The following is a 19,734-nucleotide window of genomic DNA, read 5'->3' as shown; positions in this document are numbered from 1 at the left end:
GTTCTTTTTAGTTGCCTGTATTCAAATTCGAGGAATTCCAAATTTGCTAAAATTAACTTCAAATTCAAAAACACGATTGAAGTTTAGAATCATTGAAAACAAAAAACCCGGAATAAATCCGGGTTTTATATATTTCGATAGAAGGTAATTTAGTTACGTCCTACTCCATTTAAATCTTCGAAAGCTTTAACTAATCGATCTTTCATAGAAACCTCGCCTGCACGCAACCATACACGGGGATCGTAATATTTCTTATTTGGCTTGTCACCCCCTTCAGGGTTTCCAATTTGACCTTGCAGGTAGTCATGGTTTTTAGCTTCGAAAGTACGGATACCATCCCAACATGCCCACTGAGTATCAGTATCGATATTCATTTTAACAACTCCGTAAGAGATTGCTTCACGAATTTCTTCAACACTTGAACCTGATCCACCATGGAAAACAAAATCAACTGTATTTTTCGCAACTCCATATTTCTCAGAAATAAAAGTCTGAGAATTTAATAGGATTTTTGGAGTCAAGACAACATTACCTGGCTTATACACACCATGAACATTACCAAAAGAAGCAGCAATTGTAAAACTAGAAGAAACTTTTAATAAAGTTTCATAAGCCAAGGCAACATCTGCAGGTTGTGTATACAATAATGAGTTGTCCATATCTGAATTATCAACACCATCTTCTTCTCCACCAGTACAACCTAATTCAATTTCGATAGTCATACCCATTTTATCCATACGCTCTAAATACTTAGCGCAAGTATCAATATTTTCCTCCAATGGCTCTTCAGATAAATCTAACATGTGTGAGCTAAATAATGGTTTTCCTGTTTCTGCGAAAAAGGCTTCACCTGCATCCAATAAACCATCGATCCAAGGAAGTAGTTTTTTAGCCGCATGATCGGTATGCAAGATAACTGGAATACCATAATGTTCTGCTACAGCATGAACATATTTAGCACCTGCAACAGCACCAATAATAGCGGCACCTTGTCCTTCAGCAACAATTCCTTTTCCAGCGAAAAATGAAGCACCACCATTTGAGAACTGAATAATGATTGGAGAATTAACTTCACGCGCAGCCTCAAGAGCAGCATTGATTGAGTTAGTACCAATAACATTTACAGCAGGAATAGCAAATCCTTCTTCTTTAGCTATTTGAAATAATTTTTGAACATCGTTACCAGTTACAACACCTGGCTTAACTACATCTAATACTCGTTTCATAATAATATTTTTTATCGGATAGTTCTAAATAAAATCGGCTGGGAAGTCAATTTGGCACGAAGTTAAAAAGAAATTATAGATTTTGCACTGTTTTGGATATAAGAAAATTACGCAAACGAATGCGATTTAAAAAGGATATCCAATTCCAATATTAAAGGTAAGTTGATTAAGTTTAAATGGACGATGAGCAATAATCCACCTTTCCCCAGATACTAAAGAAGGATCGTGCAATTTTAAACCTAAATCAATACGGAAAAGGATGAAATTCAAATCAACACGAGTTCCAAAACCAGTTCCTAAAGCAATTTCTTTATAAAACCTGTCAAATTTAAAATCAGCTCCAACACGATTATCTCTCTTCGAAATTGCCCAAATATTACCGGCATCTACAAATAAAGCACCTTCCAGAACCCAGAATAATTTGAAACGATATTCCAAATTGGCTTCAAGTTTTAAATCTGCCGAATTGTTTGGATAAATTGCTGCATCATCGGAAAAATACGATCCCGGACCTAATGAACGCACTTGCCATGCTCTAATACCATTAGCTCCACCGGAAAAATAACTTTTCTCAAATGGTAATACCTCTAAGTTTCCATAAGGCAAACCCGCCCCAACAAAAGCCCTGTAAACCATTGTATTAGCTTTGTTTATATGATGGCTAAACCGATATTCAATATCACTCTTTAAGTATTGGGCAAATCGAATTCCAATAAAATTGGAATAAGTTCCTTCAATATTTCCCTCATCGTTAAGGTCATTTTTTTCAGTCTTCCCAATCAACTTATTTATTGCTTTAAGGCTATTTCCTGCTGACTCAAAATTAAATCTGAGGTAATTATAATCCCCAGGCCTATTAATATTCTGATCATTATATGTCAATGAATACCTGCTGGTTGTAATTACGTGATCGGTAAATGAATTTTTAATGTATAAATTGCTTATTGATCCCAGAAAATCTTCACTTAAGTTTTTAACATCAACAAAATTCAATTCTATCAGATTAAGTGTGTGTCGTAAATACTTTGAAGATTTCCAAACATAACCAAAACTGGCATCGGCAATCGTTCTGGTGTAATCAGGTCGTTTTTGAAAATTATACGACAAAGAAAATACTGTTTTAGGATTGTAAGATTTCCTGAATTTCTCGGCAGTTAACAAAGGCAATAAAAATTTCGGAATGCTCAATTTTGATTCAACTCCGTATTCCGACGAACTAAAATTTGTTTGCTCATTAGATTTTAAGGTTTCCTTTGCTGTCGAAAATTGCAGATCAAAAATTTCTGCTCCACCAAATAAATTTTTGTGCTGATAATTTAAATTTCCTGCAAATCCAATATTCCCAGATGAATTAGTTCCTTCAAATTCGACGGAATATGACTGCTGATCGTGAGGAGTTAATTGAATAACGCAATCTAAGCTACCGAACTCCTCTTCATCAGAATCTGTATTCTCTTCAAATTTTACATTTAGAAACTTAAACTGACCTAAAGATTGAAGGTGGCTATATGTCTGTTCGACTGATTTTAAATTGTAAAGTTCATTTTTACGAATCAATATCGAAGATAAAATCACGTCTGGCTTAATTTTAATCCTTTTCCTGTAAATAAAATCAACACCCTCATACTGGATGGTATCCAAATCCATTAAATACTTCTCATCATTCATCAACATCAACTTAGGATCGTACTCGGTAAATATTGAAACTTTGTTGATTTTGTATTTTTTAACGGCCTTACTATCTTCAGGTGTTTTAACTCCAACAAAAACATCCATTTTGTTGGCTTTATTGGTACTATCCATAATAAAATGAATGTACTCTCTGGAAAAATTAAAGTACCCTTGATTCTTTAACAATTTTGAAATCCTGATCCTCTCCTTATTCAAAACGTCGGAATCCACTTTATCTCCTAACTGAACATCCGAATTACTTTTATCGGAAACAATATATTTACGAATTAGAGTGGAATCAGACATCTCTCCTTTCTCCTGAAAAGGGGAAAGAAAATTATAAGGAAGTTCGTTTATTTCCCGATAAACATTCCGATAACGATAAGGCTCTTTGGATTTTATAAAGTAATATACTTTGGCTTTTTTTCTTTTAAAACTTACCGAATCCCGAACTTCGGCATTGAAATAGCCTTTTTTCTGCAAATAAATCTCCAATTGTCGTAAGGAACGCTTCGTTTGAAAATCCTCATAAATAACCGGTTCCTCACCAATTCTTCTTAGCCATTTATTAAATCCTTTCTCTTTATCCTTACCGGATAAATTATATAAACCCAAGTGGAATTTCCAAACCCCTAAAATCTTTAAATTAGGGGTTTGCTTTACATTGCGCTTTAATTCACTTTTTGGAATGGACTTGTCGTCAGAATTAACAACAACCTTATTCAATAGATATTCACCTTCACCAACATATTTTGTAGTAGAACAAGCACCTAAAACTAAAAGCAGGCCTGTCAAAAAAAATAAAATAGGGAAATTATAACTACTTTTGTATTTCTCGTATGATTTCAAATATAATAAAAGTATTATTCGGTTTAAAATACGACAAAGATACTTAACTTCAATGATATATTCTTGGCTTTAACAGCCTTTAAATGATAATTTTTCAAAATAAAAACCGTGCTATCCAAAAATCAAATCAAACTGATAACCAGCCTTCAACAGAAAAAATACAGGGATCAGCATCAGCTTTTCGTAGCAGAAGGAAATAAATTAGTATCAGATCTTATTGAGGCAAAAACCGAAGTAGAATTTCTTATTTACACCAAAGAATGGAAAGAATGTAATTCTGTTTCCAACAAAGCAAAAATTACTAATCGTATTGAAACAGATGCGACTCAGATAAAAAAAATCAGCTCTTTAAAAACTCCATCAACGGTAGTCGCTGTTTTTAGAATCCCATCTCGAATTATAAATGAAACAATCATTCAGGATTCACTATCTCTGGTTCTTGATGATGTTCAGGATCCCGGAAATTTGGGTACTATAATAAGAATAGCCGACTGGTTTGGGATAAAACATCTGTTTTGCTCTCCTAACACGGTTGATCTTTACAACCCCAAAGTAATTCAAGCCACCATGGGTGCTATCTCCAGTATTACTGTCATTTACACCTCCCTTGAAGAATTAATTTTGAAATATAAAACACCTGATTTTCCTATTTACGGCACCTTTCTCGAAGGGGAAATCATCTACAATTGTCAACTTCAAAAAAAGGGGTTCATCATAATGGGAAATGAAGGAAAAGGTGTTTCTGAAACAATTCAAAAATTAGTGACCAACAAGCTCTACATTCCTGATTTTCCAAGTGGAAAAGCTGTTTCCGAATCTCTTAATGTTTCGGTTGCAACCTCTATAATTTGCTCAGAATTCAGGAGACCCGAATTCTAGTTATTTATTGGGATTTTGATATCTGTCAAATGCATCAGCACATTGCTCTCCATCCATTGCTGCAGATACAATTCCTCCAGCATAACCGGCACCTTCGCCACAAGGAAATAACCCTTCAATTCGGATGTGCTGAAAACTTTCCCGTTCTCTCGGAATTCTCACAGGTGATGACGTTCTTGACTCTACGCCCAAAATAACTGCCTCATTCGTAAGGAAACCTTTGGATTTCTGCCCAAACACTTTAAATCCTTCCTGCAAACGGAGTCGAATATGCTCCGGCAGCCACTCATGCATAGGAGACGATACAATTCCAGGTTGATAAGATGTTTTAGGCAAAGAACTACTCCTTTTCCCATTCACAAAATCATTCATTCTTTGTGCAGGAGCCGTTAAATTTTCGCCACCTTCAACAAATGCTCTTTCTTCCAATTCTTCCTGAAAATACAAGCCCGCCAAAGCACCGTGTTGCTGATATTCCTTCAAATCCTGAGTGCGGATTTCAACTGCCATACCCGAATTTGCAAAAGCTGTATTTCTATTCGAGGAAGACATTCCATTAACAACCTGCTGTCTGTCTCCTGTTGATGCAGGAACAATTACTCCTCCCGGACACATACAAAATGAGTACACACCCCGGTCTTCCACCTGATGAACAAAACTGTAACTTGCTGCCGGCAAATAATCACCTCGCCCGGCAGGATTGTGATACTGAATTTGATCAATTAACTCTTGTGAATGCTCAATTCGAACACCCATTGCAAATGACTTAGCCTCTAACTCAATTCCCTGTTTGTGAAGCTTACGATATACATCACGAGCAGAATGACCTGTTGCCAGTATTACTCCCTCTCCAATAATTTCCTCACCACTTTCAGTAACAACACCACAAATTCGATCACCGTCTAAAATATAATCAACCACCTTTGTTGAGAAATGAACCTGTCCACCAGCTTTTAAAATATTTTCACGTATCCGAACAATTACCTTTGGCAGAACATCAGTACCAATATGTGGATGCGCATCAAATAAAATGTCATCCTGAGCACCATGAAAATGCAACACCTTCAAAATTTTCTTCAAATCTCCGCGCTTCTTGGAACGAGTGTACAATTTTCCATCAGAGAATGTTCCGGCTCCGCCTTCACCAAAACTATAATTAGAGTCCGGATTTACATTTCTTGTCCGATGCAGTTCTCCCAAATCTTTCTTTCTGTCCTCAACGCTTTTGCCCCTTTCCAAAACAACAGGCTGATATCCCAGTTCAATTAATCGAAGAGCTGCAAACAAACCTGCAGGTCCTGCTCCAACCACAATCACTTTCTTTTTCCCTGCAACATTAGAATAATCGAATGCAAATTCTTTGGATTGAGGGAATTCTTCCCCGCAGGCAACACGAAACCGAAGATTAACTAAAATGTTTCTTCGACGTGCATCAATCGATTTTCTCAGAATTTTTATTTCATGAATCTGCGAAACATTAACACCTAATTTTTTAGCTAAGATTGGTTGGTAATATTTTTTATCTGAAGCATCCTTCGGACTTAATACTATATCTAATTCGGTAATCATTCTAAGAAAATATTATGAGATGAAAATCCCTATTCGAAATGAAAGGAAAGAGTGATAATTTTGGAATTCACTTTCCTAAAAACATCGGTGTAAGCTTCATATCCCGGATTATCAATATCATATTCATGATTCATAACATCCTTTAATCCGATAGCAAATTTCAATTCTGTTGCGAGCTTAAAATAGGGTAAATAAAAATCGATACCCGCTCCCAACTCCAAATACAGATCTGTATTTTTTAGTCGCACCAGCATATCGTTTTCCGGATCTAAAGCATCCTGCGATTGCACATCAATTTTAAAACTTGCTCCACCAATTAAGTATGGACGATAATTATTCAATCGTCGGGCTCTATATTTAAGCAGTAAAGGAAGATTTACCAATACCGATTCAACATTAACCTCTTCCACATCCAGATTAGAATATCTTATGGTTCGCTGTCCAAATTCCAAACCAGGCAGAAATCGCAGAGACCAATCTTCATGCAAACGCAAATCAGAAACAATTCCAACCGTAAAGCCCGGAGAAAAAACAACCTGTTCTGCGCGGGCATCACCTTTCCCGGAATTATATATCGCAAAATCCATGCTGTTCACGCCCAAAGTAAACCCAAAATGCAACCATTTCTGATCAATTTTTTGATAATTTAAAATGCTCTCAGCTTTATATCCTCTCTGTGAAAAACAGGATGAAAAGCTAAGCAATGACAACAGTATAAATAGTATTCTTTTCAAATTTTGGAATTCTTTTAAGTATAAACCTACAAAATACTCTTTTATTGTACTGGTTTGGTTCCGATGTAAATGGAGGCAATTCCAAAACTCAACTTTATTTGCTCAGCATCTACAAAACCACAGGATTTATATATTTCCAGAAAATTCTCTCCATCAGGAAAAGCTCCTACAGATTCTGGTAAGTAGGTATATGCTGAACTGTCCTTAGAAACCATTTTACCCCAGAAAGGAAGTATATTAAAAAAGTAAAAATTGTAAAATTGTTTTACCGGAAACTTTTTTGGTTTTGAAAATTCCAGAACAACCACTTTTCCTCCCGGACGAACAACACGATTCATTTCTTGTAATCCTTTTTCTAAATTCTCAAAATTGCGAACACCAAAAGCTACAGTTATTGCATCGAATGAGTTATCATCAAACTGAATATTTTCCGAATCTCCTTCAAATAATTCTATTTTATCCTGAAGATTTTTCTTAGCAATCTTCTCTCGGCCTACCGCAAGCATTTCAGTTGAAATATCAATTCCTGTAACTTTATCAGGATTTAATTTTAAACAAGCCAAGGCAAAATCACCCGTTCCTGTTGCAATATCCAAAAGTTGTCTGGGCTGAATCGATTGTAATAATTTAACAGCTTTCCTTCTCCAAAGCTTATCAATTCCCATGGATAAAAAATGATTTAAAAAATCATATTTCCTTGCAATATTATTAAACATCAGGGCAACCTGATCTTTTTTGCTCTTATCTAAATCTTTATAGGGATTTACCACGAATAAAAAGTCTAATGATTAAAATGTATAGCCCGCGGACCAATTTAATTGTAAAAGCACAAATATAGTGAATGAAAAACAAAGAACCATTACATGATTCTTTGTTAAAAAGTTAAACATTCATCTTGTTGTGAAAACTCACTTAATTGCTTTTTGTTGATATCCTTTTTTATACTCATCAATGGAACCATATGAAATATCATCAATTCTTAATTCCCCCTTGGTAACATGACCTAAAGTTGAAAACCGAACTCCACTTTCCATCATCATGTCCACAAAACGATCTTCGTTTTCCATGGAGACAGAAACGACCACTCGTCCTTGAGCTTCCCCAAATAAGAATGCATCCTGACGGATTTCAGCAGGAGAGGTAATATCAAAACCAAATCCTAATGGCATAGATGATTCTATTAAATTAAAGAAAAGGCCACCTCTTTCAACAGAATGAGCAGAGCTAATCAATTTCTTCTCAATCAAATTGGCAACAACACTATTTATTGCTTTCTCTTCATCGAGATTGAAGTAAGGAACACCAACATCACACTTTTTATGAACTGAACACAAGTACTCGGAACCCGAAATATCATTTCTGGATTTGCCAATCAGAAAAATTACATCACCCTTATTTCTGTATATATACGACATGTGATTTGTCTTCGGGCTAATAACTCCAAGCATGCCAATTATTGGCGTGGGATTTATAGCAACTCGTTTACCAAGCACAGAGCTTTCATTATAAAAACTCACATTCCCCCCAACAACCGGAGTATCGAAAAATTCGCTGGCATTGGAAATTCCTTTAATAGTTTCTACAAATTGTGAAAAAACATTTTCTTCTAAAGGGCTGCCAAAATTCAAACAATCATTAAATGCCAAAGGTTTTCCTCCCGAACAAACAATACGTCGAACTGCTCTGGCAATATTAATCTGCGCACCTAAATTTGGATCGTTGAATGAATAAACAGAATTACCTGATACAGTAAAACAAAGAGCTTTACCATTTAAATTCTCCATTGATATTTGAGCATCAGAAGGCGACTTGTTTGTTTCCTCTTCAAAATCAAGTTGTAAAGACTCCTTAATTATCAAATTTGGATTATTAACCATTTCACTAATCACTTTCCAGTAATTATCAGGTTCAGGAATAATCTCTAAAAAATCAACGTCTTTTTCTTTGAGGATAGGATGATGCTTTCTATTTGATTGTGGAGCACCATATCCCATCACTAAATCATGTGCATTTAATTCTGCCACTACATTTGACGCCTCAGTAAACCGAATTGTTTTATCATCAGTTATCTCTCCAATTTTACTACATGGAATCTTGGCTTTCTCAAATACACTAAAAACTAAATCCTGCTTTTCTTTATCGATAACCAGCATCATTCTTTCTTGTGTTCTTGATAAAAGAACTTGTTCCAAACCTAATCCAGACTGATTAAGAGGTATTTGATTTAGATCGATATCAACACCATGTTTTGCATGTACACTTATAGAGGCCACAGCATTAACGATACCAGCCATATCTAGATTCTCGATACGAACGATTGCATTTTCATCATTCAGTTTAAGAATACTGTCAATTAATACACTTCCAATATCCGGATTTCCTTTTGGGATTGTGAAATTTTCATCCTGACCGAAAACACCTTCTGCCCCTGTCGAATTACCAACAATTAGAATCAATTGTCTGGGAATCATTTTCCTGTTAAGCAGTAATTTTTCCTTTGGAACAATTCCTGCAATCATAACATTAACAAGAGGATTCGTATCATAGCAAGAATTAAAACAAACCTCTCCGCCCATGTTTTCCATGTAAAGAACAGAAGAATAATCACGAATACCCTTCACCACCTCATCCATTAACCATTTGGTCCGATCCAAAAAAGCTTCGCCAAAACGCAATGAATTTAAAATAAGTACTGGTTTTGCTCCAACAGATACAACATCGCGACAAACATCACCTACACAGGTTGCAGCTCCTTGATAAGGATCTATTCCACTGGGATGATTGTGAGTTCCCATTTTAAACACACAATATTCCCCATTTCCAATATCAACAACTCCGGCATTGGACTGATGAGCACCGGAAATAATATTCTCACCTGTATTTGGCAATGAATTTATCCAATTAAAAGAACTCTTGTAAGATACATTTTCGGACCACATTACAGAATAAATCTGCAATTCCAATAAATTAGGTAGTCGTCCAAGATTTTTAGAAATCCTTTCAAATCCATCTTGGTGAATTCCCAAATCTTCTGCTAATTGTATCGAAACTTCCTGATTTATCATGATGAAAGAATTTAGGTGATAATATTTAAAATTAAAAAAAATAAGATAGTAACACGAATAATCCCGGTAGTTTTTAACTTTACTTCCTCTATAGAAATCATAAAATATTCTGACGTGAAATTTGAATAAATTTTCAATTACAATGAACAAAATTGCATTTATAACAGGAGCGACTGCAGGCATTGGCGAAGCTTGTGCTAAAAAATTAGCCAAAATAGGATTTGATTTAATTATTTCGGGACGACGAAAAGAAAATCTGGAAAAATTAAAACAAGAGTTAATTGCAAATTACCACGTGAAGGTTTTAGCAATTGAATTGGATGTAAGAATTCAAAAAGAAGTTGAATCAAAGATAAACTCTCTACCTGAGGAATGGACTAAGATTGACTTGTTGCTAAACAATGCAGGATTAGCGGTTGGAGTATCTCCAGTTCAGGAAGGAATGATTGACGATTGGGAAAGAATGATTGATACGAATTTAAAAGGCCTTCTGTACGTAACAAGAACAATTAGCCCTTTAATGATAGCTAGAAAAACAGGCCAAATCATTAATATCTCGTCGATAGCAGGAAAAGAAGTTTACCCAGGTGGAAATGTGTATTGCGCAACAAAACATGCGGTTGATGCCATCACAAAAGGAATGAGAATTGATTTGCTGCCTCACAATATTAAGGTTTCTTCTATTGCTCCTGGAATGGTTGAAACAGAGTTTTCTCTGGTGCGATTCAAAGGTGATGCCGAAAAAGCGGAACAAGTATATAATGGGTTTACACCTCTTTATGCCGAAGACATTGCAGAAACCGTTGAGTTTATCGCCACCAGACCTGCTCATGTAAACATCAATGATATTTTGATAATGCCTGCCAACCAAGCCTCAGCAAGAGATGTCAACAGAGTTTAGATGACTGGTTATTGGGTTTTGGATATTTCTTCAGATTCAATAATCCATCTGCCTAAAATATTTTTATTGGAATTTTGATGAATCGTCTTCGCCAACTGATCTCCGGTTACGGCTGTAATTCTTTTCAATTTACCTACAAAAAGAAAATTCATATTTCGGCTGATCCAGGCAGCAAATGCTTCGAAAGGCCGAAATTCTTTCCTATTTCCATAAATCACTGATGGACGATAAACAACTACTGTTTCGAAATTCAGTGAATTAATAAAACATTCAAGCTCGCCCTTCACCTTTTGATAAAAAAAAATGGATTGAGGACTTGCCCATATCGCACTTATTAAATGAAATTCTTTTATGCAATGCATCTCACAAAGTTTCGCAAAATACGCAATGTACTCAAAGTCTACTTTTCGAAAATTATTCTTCGTTTGAGCCTTCCGAATGGTTGCTCCCAGACAACAAAAAGCAATATCGCAACACTCCGGAATATTTTCAGATGAAAGTGCTTCAAAATCTACCTTGATTTGGATGAATTTTTCATCAACCAGGTCAATTTCATTTCGAACCAATGCACAAACCTTAGTATACTCCTTGTCCTTTAAAAGAAGTTCAATTAATTTTCTTCCTGTAAAACCAGATCCTCCAACGACAAGTGCTTTCATCTGTTTATATTTTTATTATTTACTGACATATAGAACTTACCATGCTGGAATAATCATCCCCCTATGTGTCAAAATATCCCTGTCATGGACGTTTCATAAAATGAGTTTTAAGCAACTACAATTTCAATAATCCGTTCTGTTTCAACTCCCATAATGGAATTTTAATCTCTGCCGTTCCACAAACATAATCTCCTAATGTGTTGTCAGAAAAGGAAAATATAAAACTATTATTCTGATATGAGAAAAATTCAAAGTCAGACGTAACAGAAGGAATTTCACTAAAACACCGATCGGGGTTCTTAAAATATTTTACCAACAGTTTATTTAATACTTGTAATTCCTTCTTCTCTTTTAAATACAACAAATCGTTTAATTTTAATTGTTCTGCTCGTTGCGCACTAAAATTAAAACATTTGTAATAAGTTCGACCATGAGCTCCACCTTGGTAGGAGTAAATTGTAAATCGGGCACTTACATAGTCTTTTTCAAAAATATCCAGATTGTAGTCAATTTTTAATTCCCTGCTACAAGATTTTCTCTCTAACTTAAACTCATAATTCTCATTGCAATCCATTTCTTTCATAAGTGAATTTACAAAGCTCTTGATATTTGAATTAATTGAATCGCATACATTTCGGGAATTATTGCCACTGTATTTTAATTCAGGGTATTTCACATTAAATAGTCCGTCTTTTATTCTCTTGGAGATTTCCCTTTCATGCACAATAAGACTAAGATCATTTCTACAGGAATGAATCTCAATGACACATATAAGTATCAACAATGCAAATAATAGGTTCCCTCTTTTTCTCAAATCCCAACTATTCAATTCGTAAAATTAAGGTACACCTTTTATCCTAAAAACAAAAACACAGCTCAATTCCATCACCTTACACAATATGAATAATTATTCCAAAAAGGTATTAAAAAAAGAAAAACCGTCAAGAGAGACGGTTTTTCAATTCAAAGCAACTCTAAAGAACTAGATCAATGCTTTTATTTTTTCCAGCAAAAGCTCTTTTCTTATTGGCTTTGAAATATAATCATCACAACCTTCCTCAATTGCTTTATTTTCGTCACCATCCATAGCATAAGCTGTTTGTGCAATTATTGGCAGATTAGGACTAAACCCCTTAATTTTTTTGGTGGCAATTAGTCCATCCATTACAGGCATTCGTATATCCATTAACACCAAACAGATATTAGGATTTTGCTTACACATTTCAACCGCTTCTTCTCCATTCTCGGCTCTTACAACCTCATAACTGTTTCGTTTTAATATAGCTTCTATTAGTTTGAAATTCGAAATTTCATCTTCGGCAACTAATATTAATGGTGAATTTGATGTTTGCATACCATTTGTATTATTAGATTCTCTCTTATTATCAGTTTTAGAAATTACACAATTTAATCTTAAAGTAAAAATTGATCCAACATTAGGCTCCGATTCGACTTCTATTGTACCTCCTAACATATCCATTATTTTTTTGGAAATAGCCAATCCCAACCCAGTTCCTCCAAAAGTTCTGGTGATGGAATCATCAGCTTGCCTGAACCGATCAAAAATTATATTTTTCTTGTCTTCATTAATTCCAACACCACTATCCTTTACATATATACATAACTCTCCACCATCAACCTTGTATCCAAACTCAACTTGTCCTTCATTTGTGAATTTAAAGGCATTCTTTATTAAGTTAGTTACAACCTGCAATAATCTCTGATAATCCGATTTAACCAATACTCTGGAAAAATTCTCATCCTTTTTAAATTGTAATCCTAAACGCTCTTTATTCTCCTGAACTCGTTTTTCCTTAGAAATTTTCTTAACATCCTCAATAAAATTGAACATGAAAAATTCTTCCTCATTAATCTGAAAAACTTCACTTTCTATAGATGTAAAACTTAAAATATCTTCTATAATGCCTAAAAGTTGATTTCCACTCTTGTTTATTAAGCCAACAAATTCAAGAATTTCAGTCATTGATAATGAATCATCACATAAATTAGAAAATCCGATCACTGCATTTAGCGGTGTTCTTAATTCGTGAGACATATTTGCTAAAAAAGCAGATTTTAACCGATCCGATTCTTCAGCTCGGTTTTTTGATTCAAGCAATTCCTTCTCAAAATATTTTGCTTCCGTAATATCCTCTTTAATTGCAACAATATGAGTGATTTTACCGAATTCATCCTTCATGGCTGAAAGATTGACCCTTTCCCAATACAATTCTTTATTTTTCTTTAGATTCAAGAGTTCGCCCTGCCACTCTCCACCAGATAAAACAGTATCCCACATTTCCCTATACGTTTCATCCGGGGTAGCACCTGACTTAAGAATTCTGGGATTTTTCCCTATTGCTTCTTCTAAACTATAACCAGTTACCTCACAAAACTTTGGATTAACATATTCAATATTCCCATTTAAATCAGTAATAACAATAGATGCAGGACTCTGCTCCATGGAGCGTTGCAGCATTCTTAATTCATTATCCTTTGCTTTCTTCACAACACCAGCGGCTAATTGAACTGAAAGAAGTTCAAGCAACTTAATACTCTCCAAATTCATTTCTGAACCTTCAACAAAACCAGCGACTCCAAAAACACCTAATACTCTCTCCTCAGCAATAAGAGGAATACCTAACCAACTCTTTGGAGTTATCACTAAAGATAATTTATTTGAAAGAATCATATCATTTATCTGATTATCATCCAAATAAAACATTCTTTTTTCTCGAATTACCGCACTGCTTAACGACTCCGAATAACGAATAGCTTTAAAAGCTTCATTATTTTCAGTAAAAGAGTTCAAGGATTGCCCGTCAGGAGCAATCAGTTCCAGAAATAATCTTCCTGCGCCAACAATTTGCACTAATTCTTCTCCTATTTTATTGATCATCTCTACAGAATTTATGGAAGAATTCAGAATTTCTGAGATGCGATGTATTATTTGTTCCCTTTTCTGATTCCAAACCTGTTGAGTCAGATTTCGGTAAATTCCATAAACAGCAAGCTGATCATTATCCAAAACAATGGGTTTTCCAAGTACCTGTACATGAATCTGCTTTCCTGTTTTAGTCTGACGAATTGTTGTCATGTCAATCAGTTGTCCAACAGAAGCATCTTTTGTAGCACTGGCACCTTCGTCTTTAAACCTTTCCGGAACAATTAGATCATTTATTTTTTTTAATGTAATTTCTTCCTGTGTATATTCAAACAAACGAAGAAATTCCTGATTTGCCTGAATTACTTTATCTTCATTATCTAAAATAACTATTGCCTCCGGAGAGTTCTCAAATAAATTTTCAAAGAAAGTTTTTTGAACCCGAAGTTGATTTGCCGTTTCCTGATTCTTTCTGATTTCATTCTTTAAATCATAATTCATCTCGAATTGCGACGAAATTCCTTTTACAAAACGAATTGATTTGTAAATATTCGCTTCAATTTCTTCTCTTGATAATATTTTTAGAAGCTTCGCGTCTTCTTTTTCTTCATTTGTGAGCCGAATTCCTTGTTCTATTTTTAAGGCCAAAGGATCTGTTTTTTCAATAAACTGACCATAAACAAAATACCCTAAAACCACCTCTTTAATTTTAACAGGCATAAAAACGCCTCTGGCATGCTTTCCATAAACTAGTTCAACACTCTCGTCTTCTCTTACTGATTTTATTTTGAGTATATCAGCGAAAAGATTGTTACTGCTCCGAGCCAGTTCACTATCCAAAAGTGCGATTGCCTTACAGTCGTTGCCATGAACATATCGATTCTTAAAATCCATAAACAAACAGGGGCATCCACTTAAGGACGAAAAATCATCCAAAAGAGAATCTAGATTTTTCAGAACAGGAACCTCCAAAAAACAATCCAAAACGCTATTTACCAATGGATTTGCAGTATAATTAAGAGAATTAACATTAATTAGCATAGGAAAAATTTACATTAGTAATGTAGCAGAATACAATGCTTATACTCTGGTTTTGAAGTTTGAGTTATAAAAAACACAACTTTTTTTCACACATTCACAGGACTCCATCAATTATTGCACAACACTCCTATCCAATTATTCAAAACAGTAACTAATTAATTCTTCAATTACAGCATAAAAACGACACAAAAACGTTATTCTACTAGATAACAATATGTTGTCACAACACCTATTTAACCTGGTAAAATTGGCGTATCTCTTTTTTTTTAATACATTTGAAATACCTAATTTTTTTTCATGAAAAAGCTAATTGGCTTCAATATAAAACGAAATAAAAAACTATTAGTTTCAGATATCATAAAATTCTATGAAGTCCGGGGCTATACGCTTACAGATGCCAATGCGAAAGGAATGACTTTTCACAGAGGAAGTATTGCTGGCAATCTTCTATCTCTTAATCCTATTAAATGGAAAACTATCGTTGAAATTGAGATTGTAAAAAAGGAACGTTTGGATTACAATGTTTATGCAAATTATCGTTTCATTTCTTTTTTATTTTTTATTTCCCAAGAGGAAAATGATTTTTTCAATGAAGAAATCAATGCATTTTCGAAGGCGATTGAACAATTTGAAGTTGACGTTGAGCAACTTGAAAATTTAGCGAATAAAACTTCAAAATCGAACTTTAAATACATCGTTACCTCCTTTCCTATTGGAATAACAACTGCGTTAATTGTTATTTTCACAACTAACCTTTTACTGGAAGGTCAACTGCCAAACATTGCTGCCTCCTGTATTACCGGAATTTCAATTTTAATTAGTTACTATTTATTGGTTAAAATAAACAGCAAAGCTTAAACACATACCAATTAAAAACGACTTACAAATCCAAAATGGATTTTGGCTTCCTGAAAATCAATCTTTGCATTACGTTGTTTTCCTACAGCATAATTTAAGGTAAAAATCCCCGATTTTGAAGCAAAATTTAAACCAAAGCCAATTCCCCAAGGATAATCATCAATTCTATCCTTCAAGTAATTATTACTGTAATATCCGCCATCCCAAAACAAGTAAAAACTTGAGTTTTGTTGAGGAATAAACCTCAATTCTGTAGTCATAACAGAATATTTTGAAGCTCTAAATGAATCTTCATTAAACCCCCTTAAAGAGTTTAAACCTCCCAGCTTAAAAAGATCATTTTGAAACAAATTCTTTGAATCTTTAAGCCCGCTCTTATTTCTAAGGCTGAAACTAATTTTTTCCTGAATTGGAATGTTATACTCCAAGCTCCATTCTGTATCAATTAAGTTCTCCGATAAATGGATATTATCGTATAGCTCACTGGGAATGCCGGAATTCTTATTTGTTTTATGTGTTCCTGTGGCAATAGAAAAATTAAGATTCCATCCTTTTTTAGGATTAAAAGAATAATCCAAATTTTCAAAATGGTAAGCAAATCCGTACAAACAGGACTTTACATCCGCATAATCTGGAAGCACTGAAGCACCGGCCAAATGGTTCGTAGTTAGTAATGATGATGAATTTCTTTTAAAAAACAGCTTGCTGAAATTTTTACCCGACTGAGTAAACCGAAAACCCAAATCAATTGCAGTACTTAAATAAGCTGAATCTTTCTTTTCAATATCAAAACCAAAATCAACCCCAAAACCAGAAGAAAACAAGTAAGGATAAACCATTCCTAAGGACAAGTTCTGACTGCTTTCTGCATATTTCTGCCAATTGAAGCGAATACTCTCTCCTGCTGAAAATATATTTTCCAAAGCCAACTTTACCTCCCCGGTTAACTCCAGTTTATTATTATCCTTATTTGTCTGAAAACCGACTATTCCATCAAACTGATTGGCCTGTTCCTTTTCAAGATAAGTATACAGTCTTGCTTTCCCTCTCTCAAATTCAATCTCTGAAGCTTTAATTTCCTTCACAAACCCAAGATTACCTATCTTTTCAGAAATCAATTTACTGCTGCCCTCCTTGTATGTTTTATTTGGATGAATACCCAAATATTTTTGTAAAAACTTAGGTTTAAGTTTAGACGTTCCCTTTATTACAATGCTGTCCCATCGAATAAAATCATAAGGTTCAATCTCCCATTCTCCACTTACTTTTTTATTTACAATACTGATTTCTGATAACCTTAATTGAGCAAAAGGATATCCGTTATCGCCTAAATGATTTAAAATTTCAGTCTGCAAAATTTCCAGATCAGAGAAACTGATAAATTTTCTTCTTTTATTCACCGACCGTATACCCAATGCAGATAAGTCCAAATTATGGTTTCCACAAAAATTTATTTCCGCCCATTCATATTTACCTCCCTGATGAATCATTGCAATAATAGTATCGCTACTGAAAAAAATTGAATCAACACTGGCTTCCAAATACCCTTTTTGTTTCAATTTCGAAATTTTATTTCCGAGTCGTTTAAATGCCATTTCCTCAACAATAAACTTCTCATAATCCTCACGCAAACTCTCTTGCACCCCACCATTATTAACGGATGTAACAACTTTCAATACAAAAGATTTTTCTTGAGAAAAACCAAAAGAAAGAAAACATGATGTGATAAATAAGCTTAGAAATAGTTTTTTCATTAAATAATTTCGATATTTCCCAAACAAAAATAATACAGAGAAGGTATAAAAGACAGTATAAATTTAACAAAACACAAATATTTACAATTTATAGTTTCACAACATTTTTTTATATCTTTTCGCGAATTTAGAAACGAATATACTTGACCTTTAATTCTATTACCTATGAAGAAAACACTTTACGCATTAGCAATATTATTCTTTCTTGGAATAATCTCAACATCATGCGCAGTTGATAAAAGATGTCCTGCTTATACAAAAACAAATACAAGCTGTACAAGCAAAACTGTTTAAATCAAAAAAAATCTCACAAAATGAGATTTTTTTTTGTCCTAAACTTTCTAATCGCAATCGTTACAATACCACATAAAACCCTCATCAACAGACACTAAGTCTTATTTAGGTGAAAAATAAATAAATTATTTTTTTTCACTTTTTCGATACAAAATATTTTTAAAATACATACTTTTGCCGTTGAGAAACAAAGGGTTTATAAATTAAAATTTATACACAATGTCAAAGATTAAAATTGGTATCAACGGATTTGGACGTATCGGACGTTTCGTATTCCGTCAGGCAGTTGCACAAGGCAATATCGAAGTTGTTGCAATTAACGACCTTATTGATGTAGATTACATGGCTTACATGTTAAAATATGATTCTACTCATGGAAAATTCAACGGTGATGTTGAAGTAAAAAATGGTATGTTAGTCGTAAACGGAACAACTGTTCGTGTATCTGCTGAAAGAAATCCTGCTGATATTAACTGGGGTGCCGTAGGTGCTGAGTATGTAGTTGAGTCAACTGGTCTTTTCCTAACAAAAGAATCAGCTCAAGGTCACATCGATGCAGGTGCTAAGAAAGTTGTGATGTCTGCTCCTTCTAAGGATGATACTCCAATGTTCGTTATGGGTGTAAACAACAAAGAATACACTAACGATATGGCTTTCGTTTCTAATGCTTCTTGTACAACTAACTGTTTAGCTCCTGTAGCTAAAGTGTTGAATGACAATTTTGGTATTATCGAAGGTTTAATGACAACTGTTCACGCTACTACTGCAACTCAAAAAACTGTTGATGGTCCTTCTGCAAAAGACTGGAGAGGTGGACGTGGAGCCGGACAAAATATTATCCCTTCATCTACTGGAGCTGCTAAAGCTGTAGGTGTAGTAATTCCTGCTTTGAATGGTAAATTAACTGGTATGTCTTTCCGTGTTCCTACACCAGATGTATCTGTAGTTGATTTAACTGTTCGTTTGGAAAAAGAAACTACTTACGCTGCTATCTGTGCTGCAATGAAAAAAGCTTCTGAAGGCGAATTAGCTGGTGTTCTTGGTTATACTGAAGATGCAGTTGTTTCTAATGACTTCATTGGTGATACAAGAACTTCTATCTTTGATGCAACAGCAGGTATTCAATTATCTCCAACATTCGTAAAAGTTGTTTCATGGTATGACAATGAAATGGGATATTCTACTAAAGTATGTGAATTAATTCAATACATGGATTCTGTAAAGTAATCCTTATATAGATATACAATTTAAAGCTCTCCTTTTTGGGGAGCTTTTTTTATGCCGTAATATGATATAAAACACATTTTTTTTAGGAACAACCTAATAATAAAAACCATATGTTTGCTTTGC

General features: G+C 34.4%; 14 protein-coding genes. 4 read left to right on the top strand and 10 right to left on the bottom strand.

Translation table 11 applies throughout. The features are described 5' to 3' along the window. Positions 1-149: 149 nt before the first annotated feature. Together fbaA and tamL are read right to left on the bottom strand one after the other, a co-directional pair. On the bottom strand, positions 150-1,226 hold the full coding sequence (gene fbaA / locus QUH73_RS06180; RefSeq protein ID WP_289529575.1) for a class II fructose-bisphosphate aldolase: 1,077 nt from the start codon (positions 1,224-1,226) through the stop codon (positions 150-152). 126 nt (positions 1,227-1,352) lie between these two features. Next, the gene (gene tamL / locus QUH73_RS06175; protein WP_289529574.1) at positions 1,353-3,746 is read right to left on the bottom strand and encodes a translocation and assembly module lipoprotein TamL; all 2,394 of its coding nucleotides are present in this window, start codon (positions 3,744-3,746) and stop codon (positions 1,353-1,355) included. A gap of 108 nt (positions 3,747-3,854) precedes the next feature. Between tamL and QUH73_RS06170 the strand changes: the two genes are divergently transcribed. Further along, positions 3,855-4,625: a TrmH family RNA methyltransferase gene (locus QUH73_RS06170; protein WP_289529573.1), complete on the top strand. Its 771-nt coding sequence runs from the start codon at positions 3,855-3,857 to the stop codon at positions 4,623-4,625. On the opposite strand, the gene QUH73_RS06165 is transcribed toward QUH73_RS06170, so the two are convergent. From QUH73_RS06165 to purL, 4 genes are all read right to left on the bottom strand, one after another. Continuing rightward, a complete protein-coding gene (locus QUH73_RS06165; protein ID WP_289529572.1) occupies positions 4,626-6,194 on the bottom strand; it encodes an NAD(P)/FAD-dependent oxidoreductase in 1,569 nt (522 codons plus the stop codon). A gap of 29 nt (positions 6,195-6,223) precedes the next feature. Continuing rightward, on the bottom strand, positions 6,224-6,928 hold the full coding sequence (gene porT / locus QUH73_RS06160) for a type IX secretion/gliding motility protein PorT/SprT (protein ID WP_289529571.1): 705 nt from the start codon (positions 6,926-6,928) through the stop codon (positions 6,224-6,226). A 41-nt stretch (positions 6,929-6,969) separates the two neighbouring features. Further along, positions 6,970-7,698, bottom strand: coding sequence for a bifunctional demethylmenaquinone methyltransferase/2-methoxy-6-polyprenyl-1,4-benzoquinol methylase UbiE (gene ubiE / locus QUH73_RS06155; protein ID WP_289529570.1), 729 nt, complete (start codon positions 7,696-7,698; stop codon positions 6,970-6,972). A 138-nt stretch (positions 7,699-7,836) separates the two neighbouring features. Continuing rightward, positions 7,837-9,993, bottom strand: coding sequence for a phosphoribosylformylglycinamidine synthase subunit PurL (purL, locus tag QUH73_RS06150; protein ID WP_289529569.1), 2,157 nt, complete (start codon positions 9,991-9,993; stop codon positions 7,837-7,839). A gap of 142 nt (positions 9,994-10,135) precedes the next feature. Between purL and QUH73_RS06145 the strand changes: the two genes are divergently transcribed. Continuing rightward, complete coding sequence (locus QUH73_RS06145) at positions 10,136-10,894, top strand: SDR family oxidoreductase (protein ID WP_289529568.1); 759 nt, start codon at positions 10,136-10,138, stop codon at positions 10,892-10,894. Between the two features lie 8 nt (positions 10,895-10,902). On the opposite strand, the gene QUH73_RS06140 is transcribed toward QUH73_RS06145, so the two are convergent. From QUH73_RS06140 to QUH73_RS06130, 3 genes are all read right to left on the bottom strand, one after another. Then, on the bottom strand, positions 10,903-11,553 hold the full coding sequence (locus tag QUH73_RS06140; protein WP_289529567.1) for a hypothetical protein: 651 nt from the start codon (positions 11,551-11,553) through the stop codon (positions 10,903-10,905). 115 nt (positions 11,554-11,668) lie between these two features. Further along, positions 11,669-12,229, bottom strand: a complete 561-nt coding sequence (locus QUH73_RS06135; protein WP_289529566.1) for a PdaC/SigV domain-containing protein — start codon at positions 12,227-12,229, stop codon at positions 11,669-11,671. 306 nt (positions 12,230-12,535) lie between these two features. Beyond that, entirely contained in the window at positions 12,536-15,478 is a 2,943-nt protein-coding gene (locus tag QUH73_RS06130) for a PAS domain S-box protein (RefSeq protein ID WP_289529565.1), read from the bottom strand. 297 nt (positions 15,479-15,775) lie between these two features. Between QUH73_RS06130 and QUH73_RS06125 the strand changes: the two genes are divergently transcribed. Next, positions 15,776-16,336, top strand: coding sequence for a hypothetical protein (locus QUH73_RS06125; RefSeq protein ID WP_289529564.1), 561 nt, complete (start codon positions 15,776-15,778; stop codon positions 16,334-16,336). An 11-nt stretch (positions 16,337-16,347) separates the two neighbouring features. Here the strand turns inward: QUH73_RS06125 and QUH73_RS06120 are convergent, their stop codons facing one another. Then, on the bottom strand, positions 16,348-18,090 hold the full coding sequence (locus tag QUH73_RS06120) for a POTRA domain-containing protein (protein ID WP_289529563.1): 1,743 nt from the start codon (positions 18,088-18,090) through the stop codon (positions 16,348-16,350). Positions 18,091-18,603: 513 nt separating this feature from the next. Here QUH73_RS06120 and gap point away from each other — a divergent pair. Further along, entirely contained in the window at positions 18,604-19,611 is a 1,008-nt protein-coding gene (gene gap / locus QUH73_RS06115) for a type I glyceraldehyde-3-phosphate dehydrogenase (RefSeq protein WP_289529562.1), read from the top strand. Positions 19,612-19,734 lie beyond the last annotated feature (123 nt).

The organism is Labilibaculum sp. K2S (genome assembly GCF_030372765.1).
In the GTDB taxonomy this organism is placed as follows: domain Bacteria; phylum Bacteroidota; class Bacteroidia; order Bacteroidales; family Marinifilaceae; genus Labilibaculum.
The sequence above is the reverse complement of the archived record's forward strand: the minus strand, read 5'-3'. Positions and strand labels throughout refer to the sequence as shown.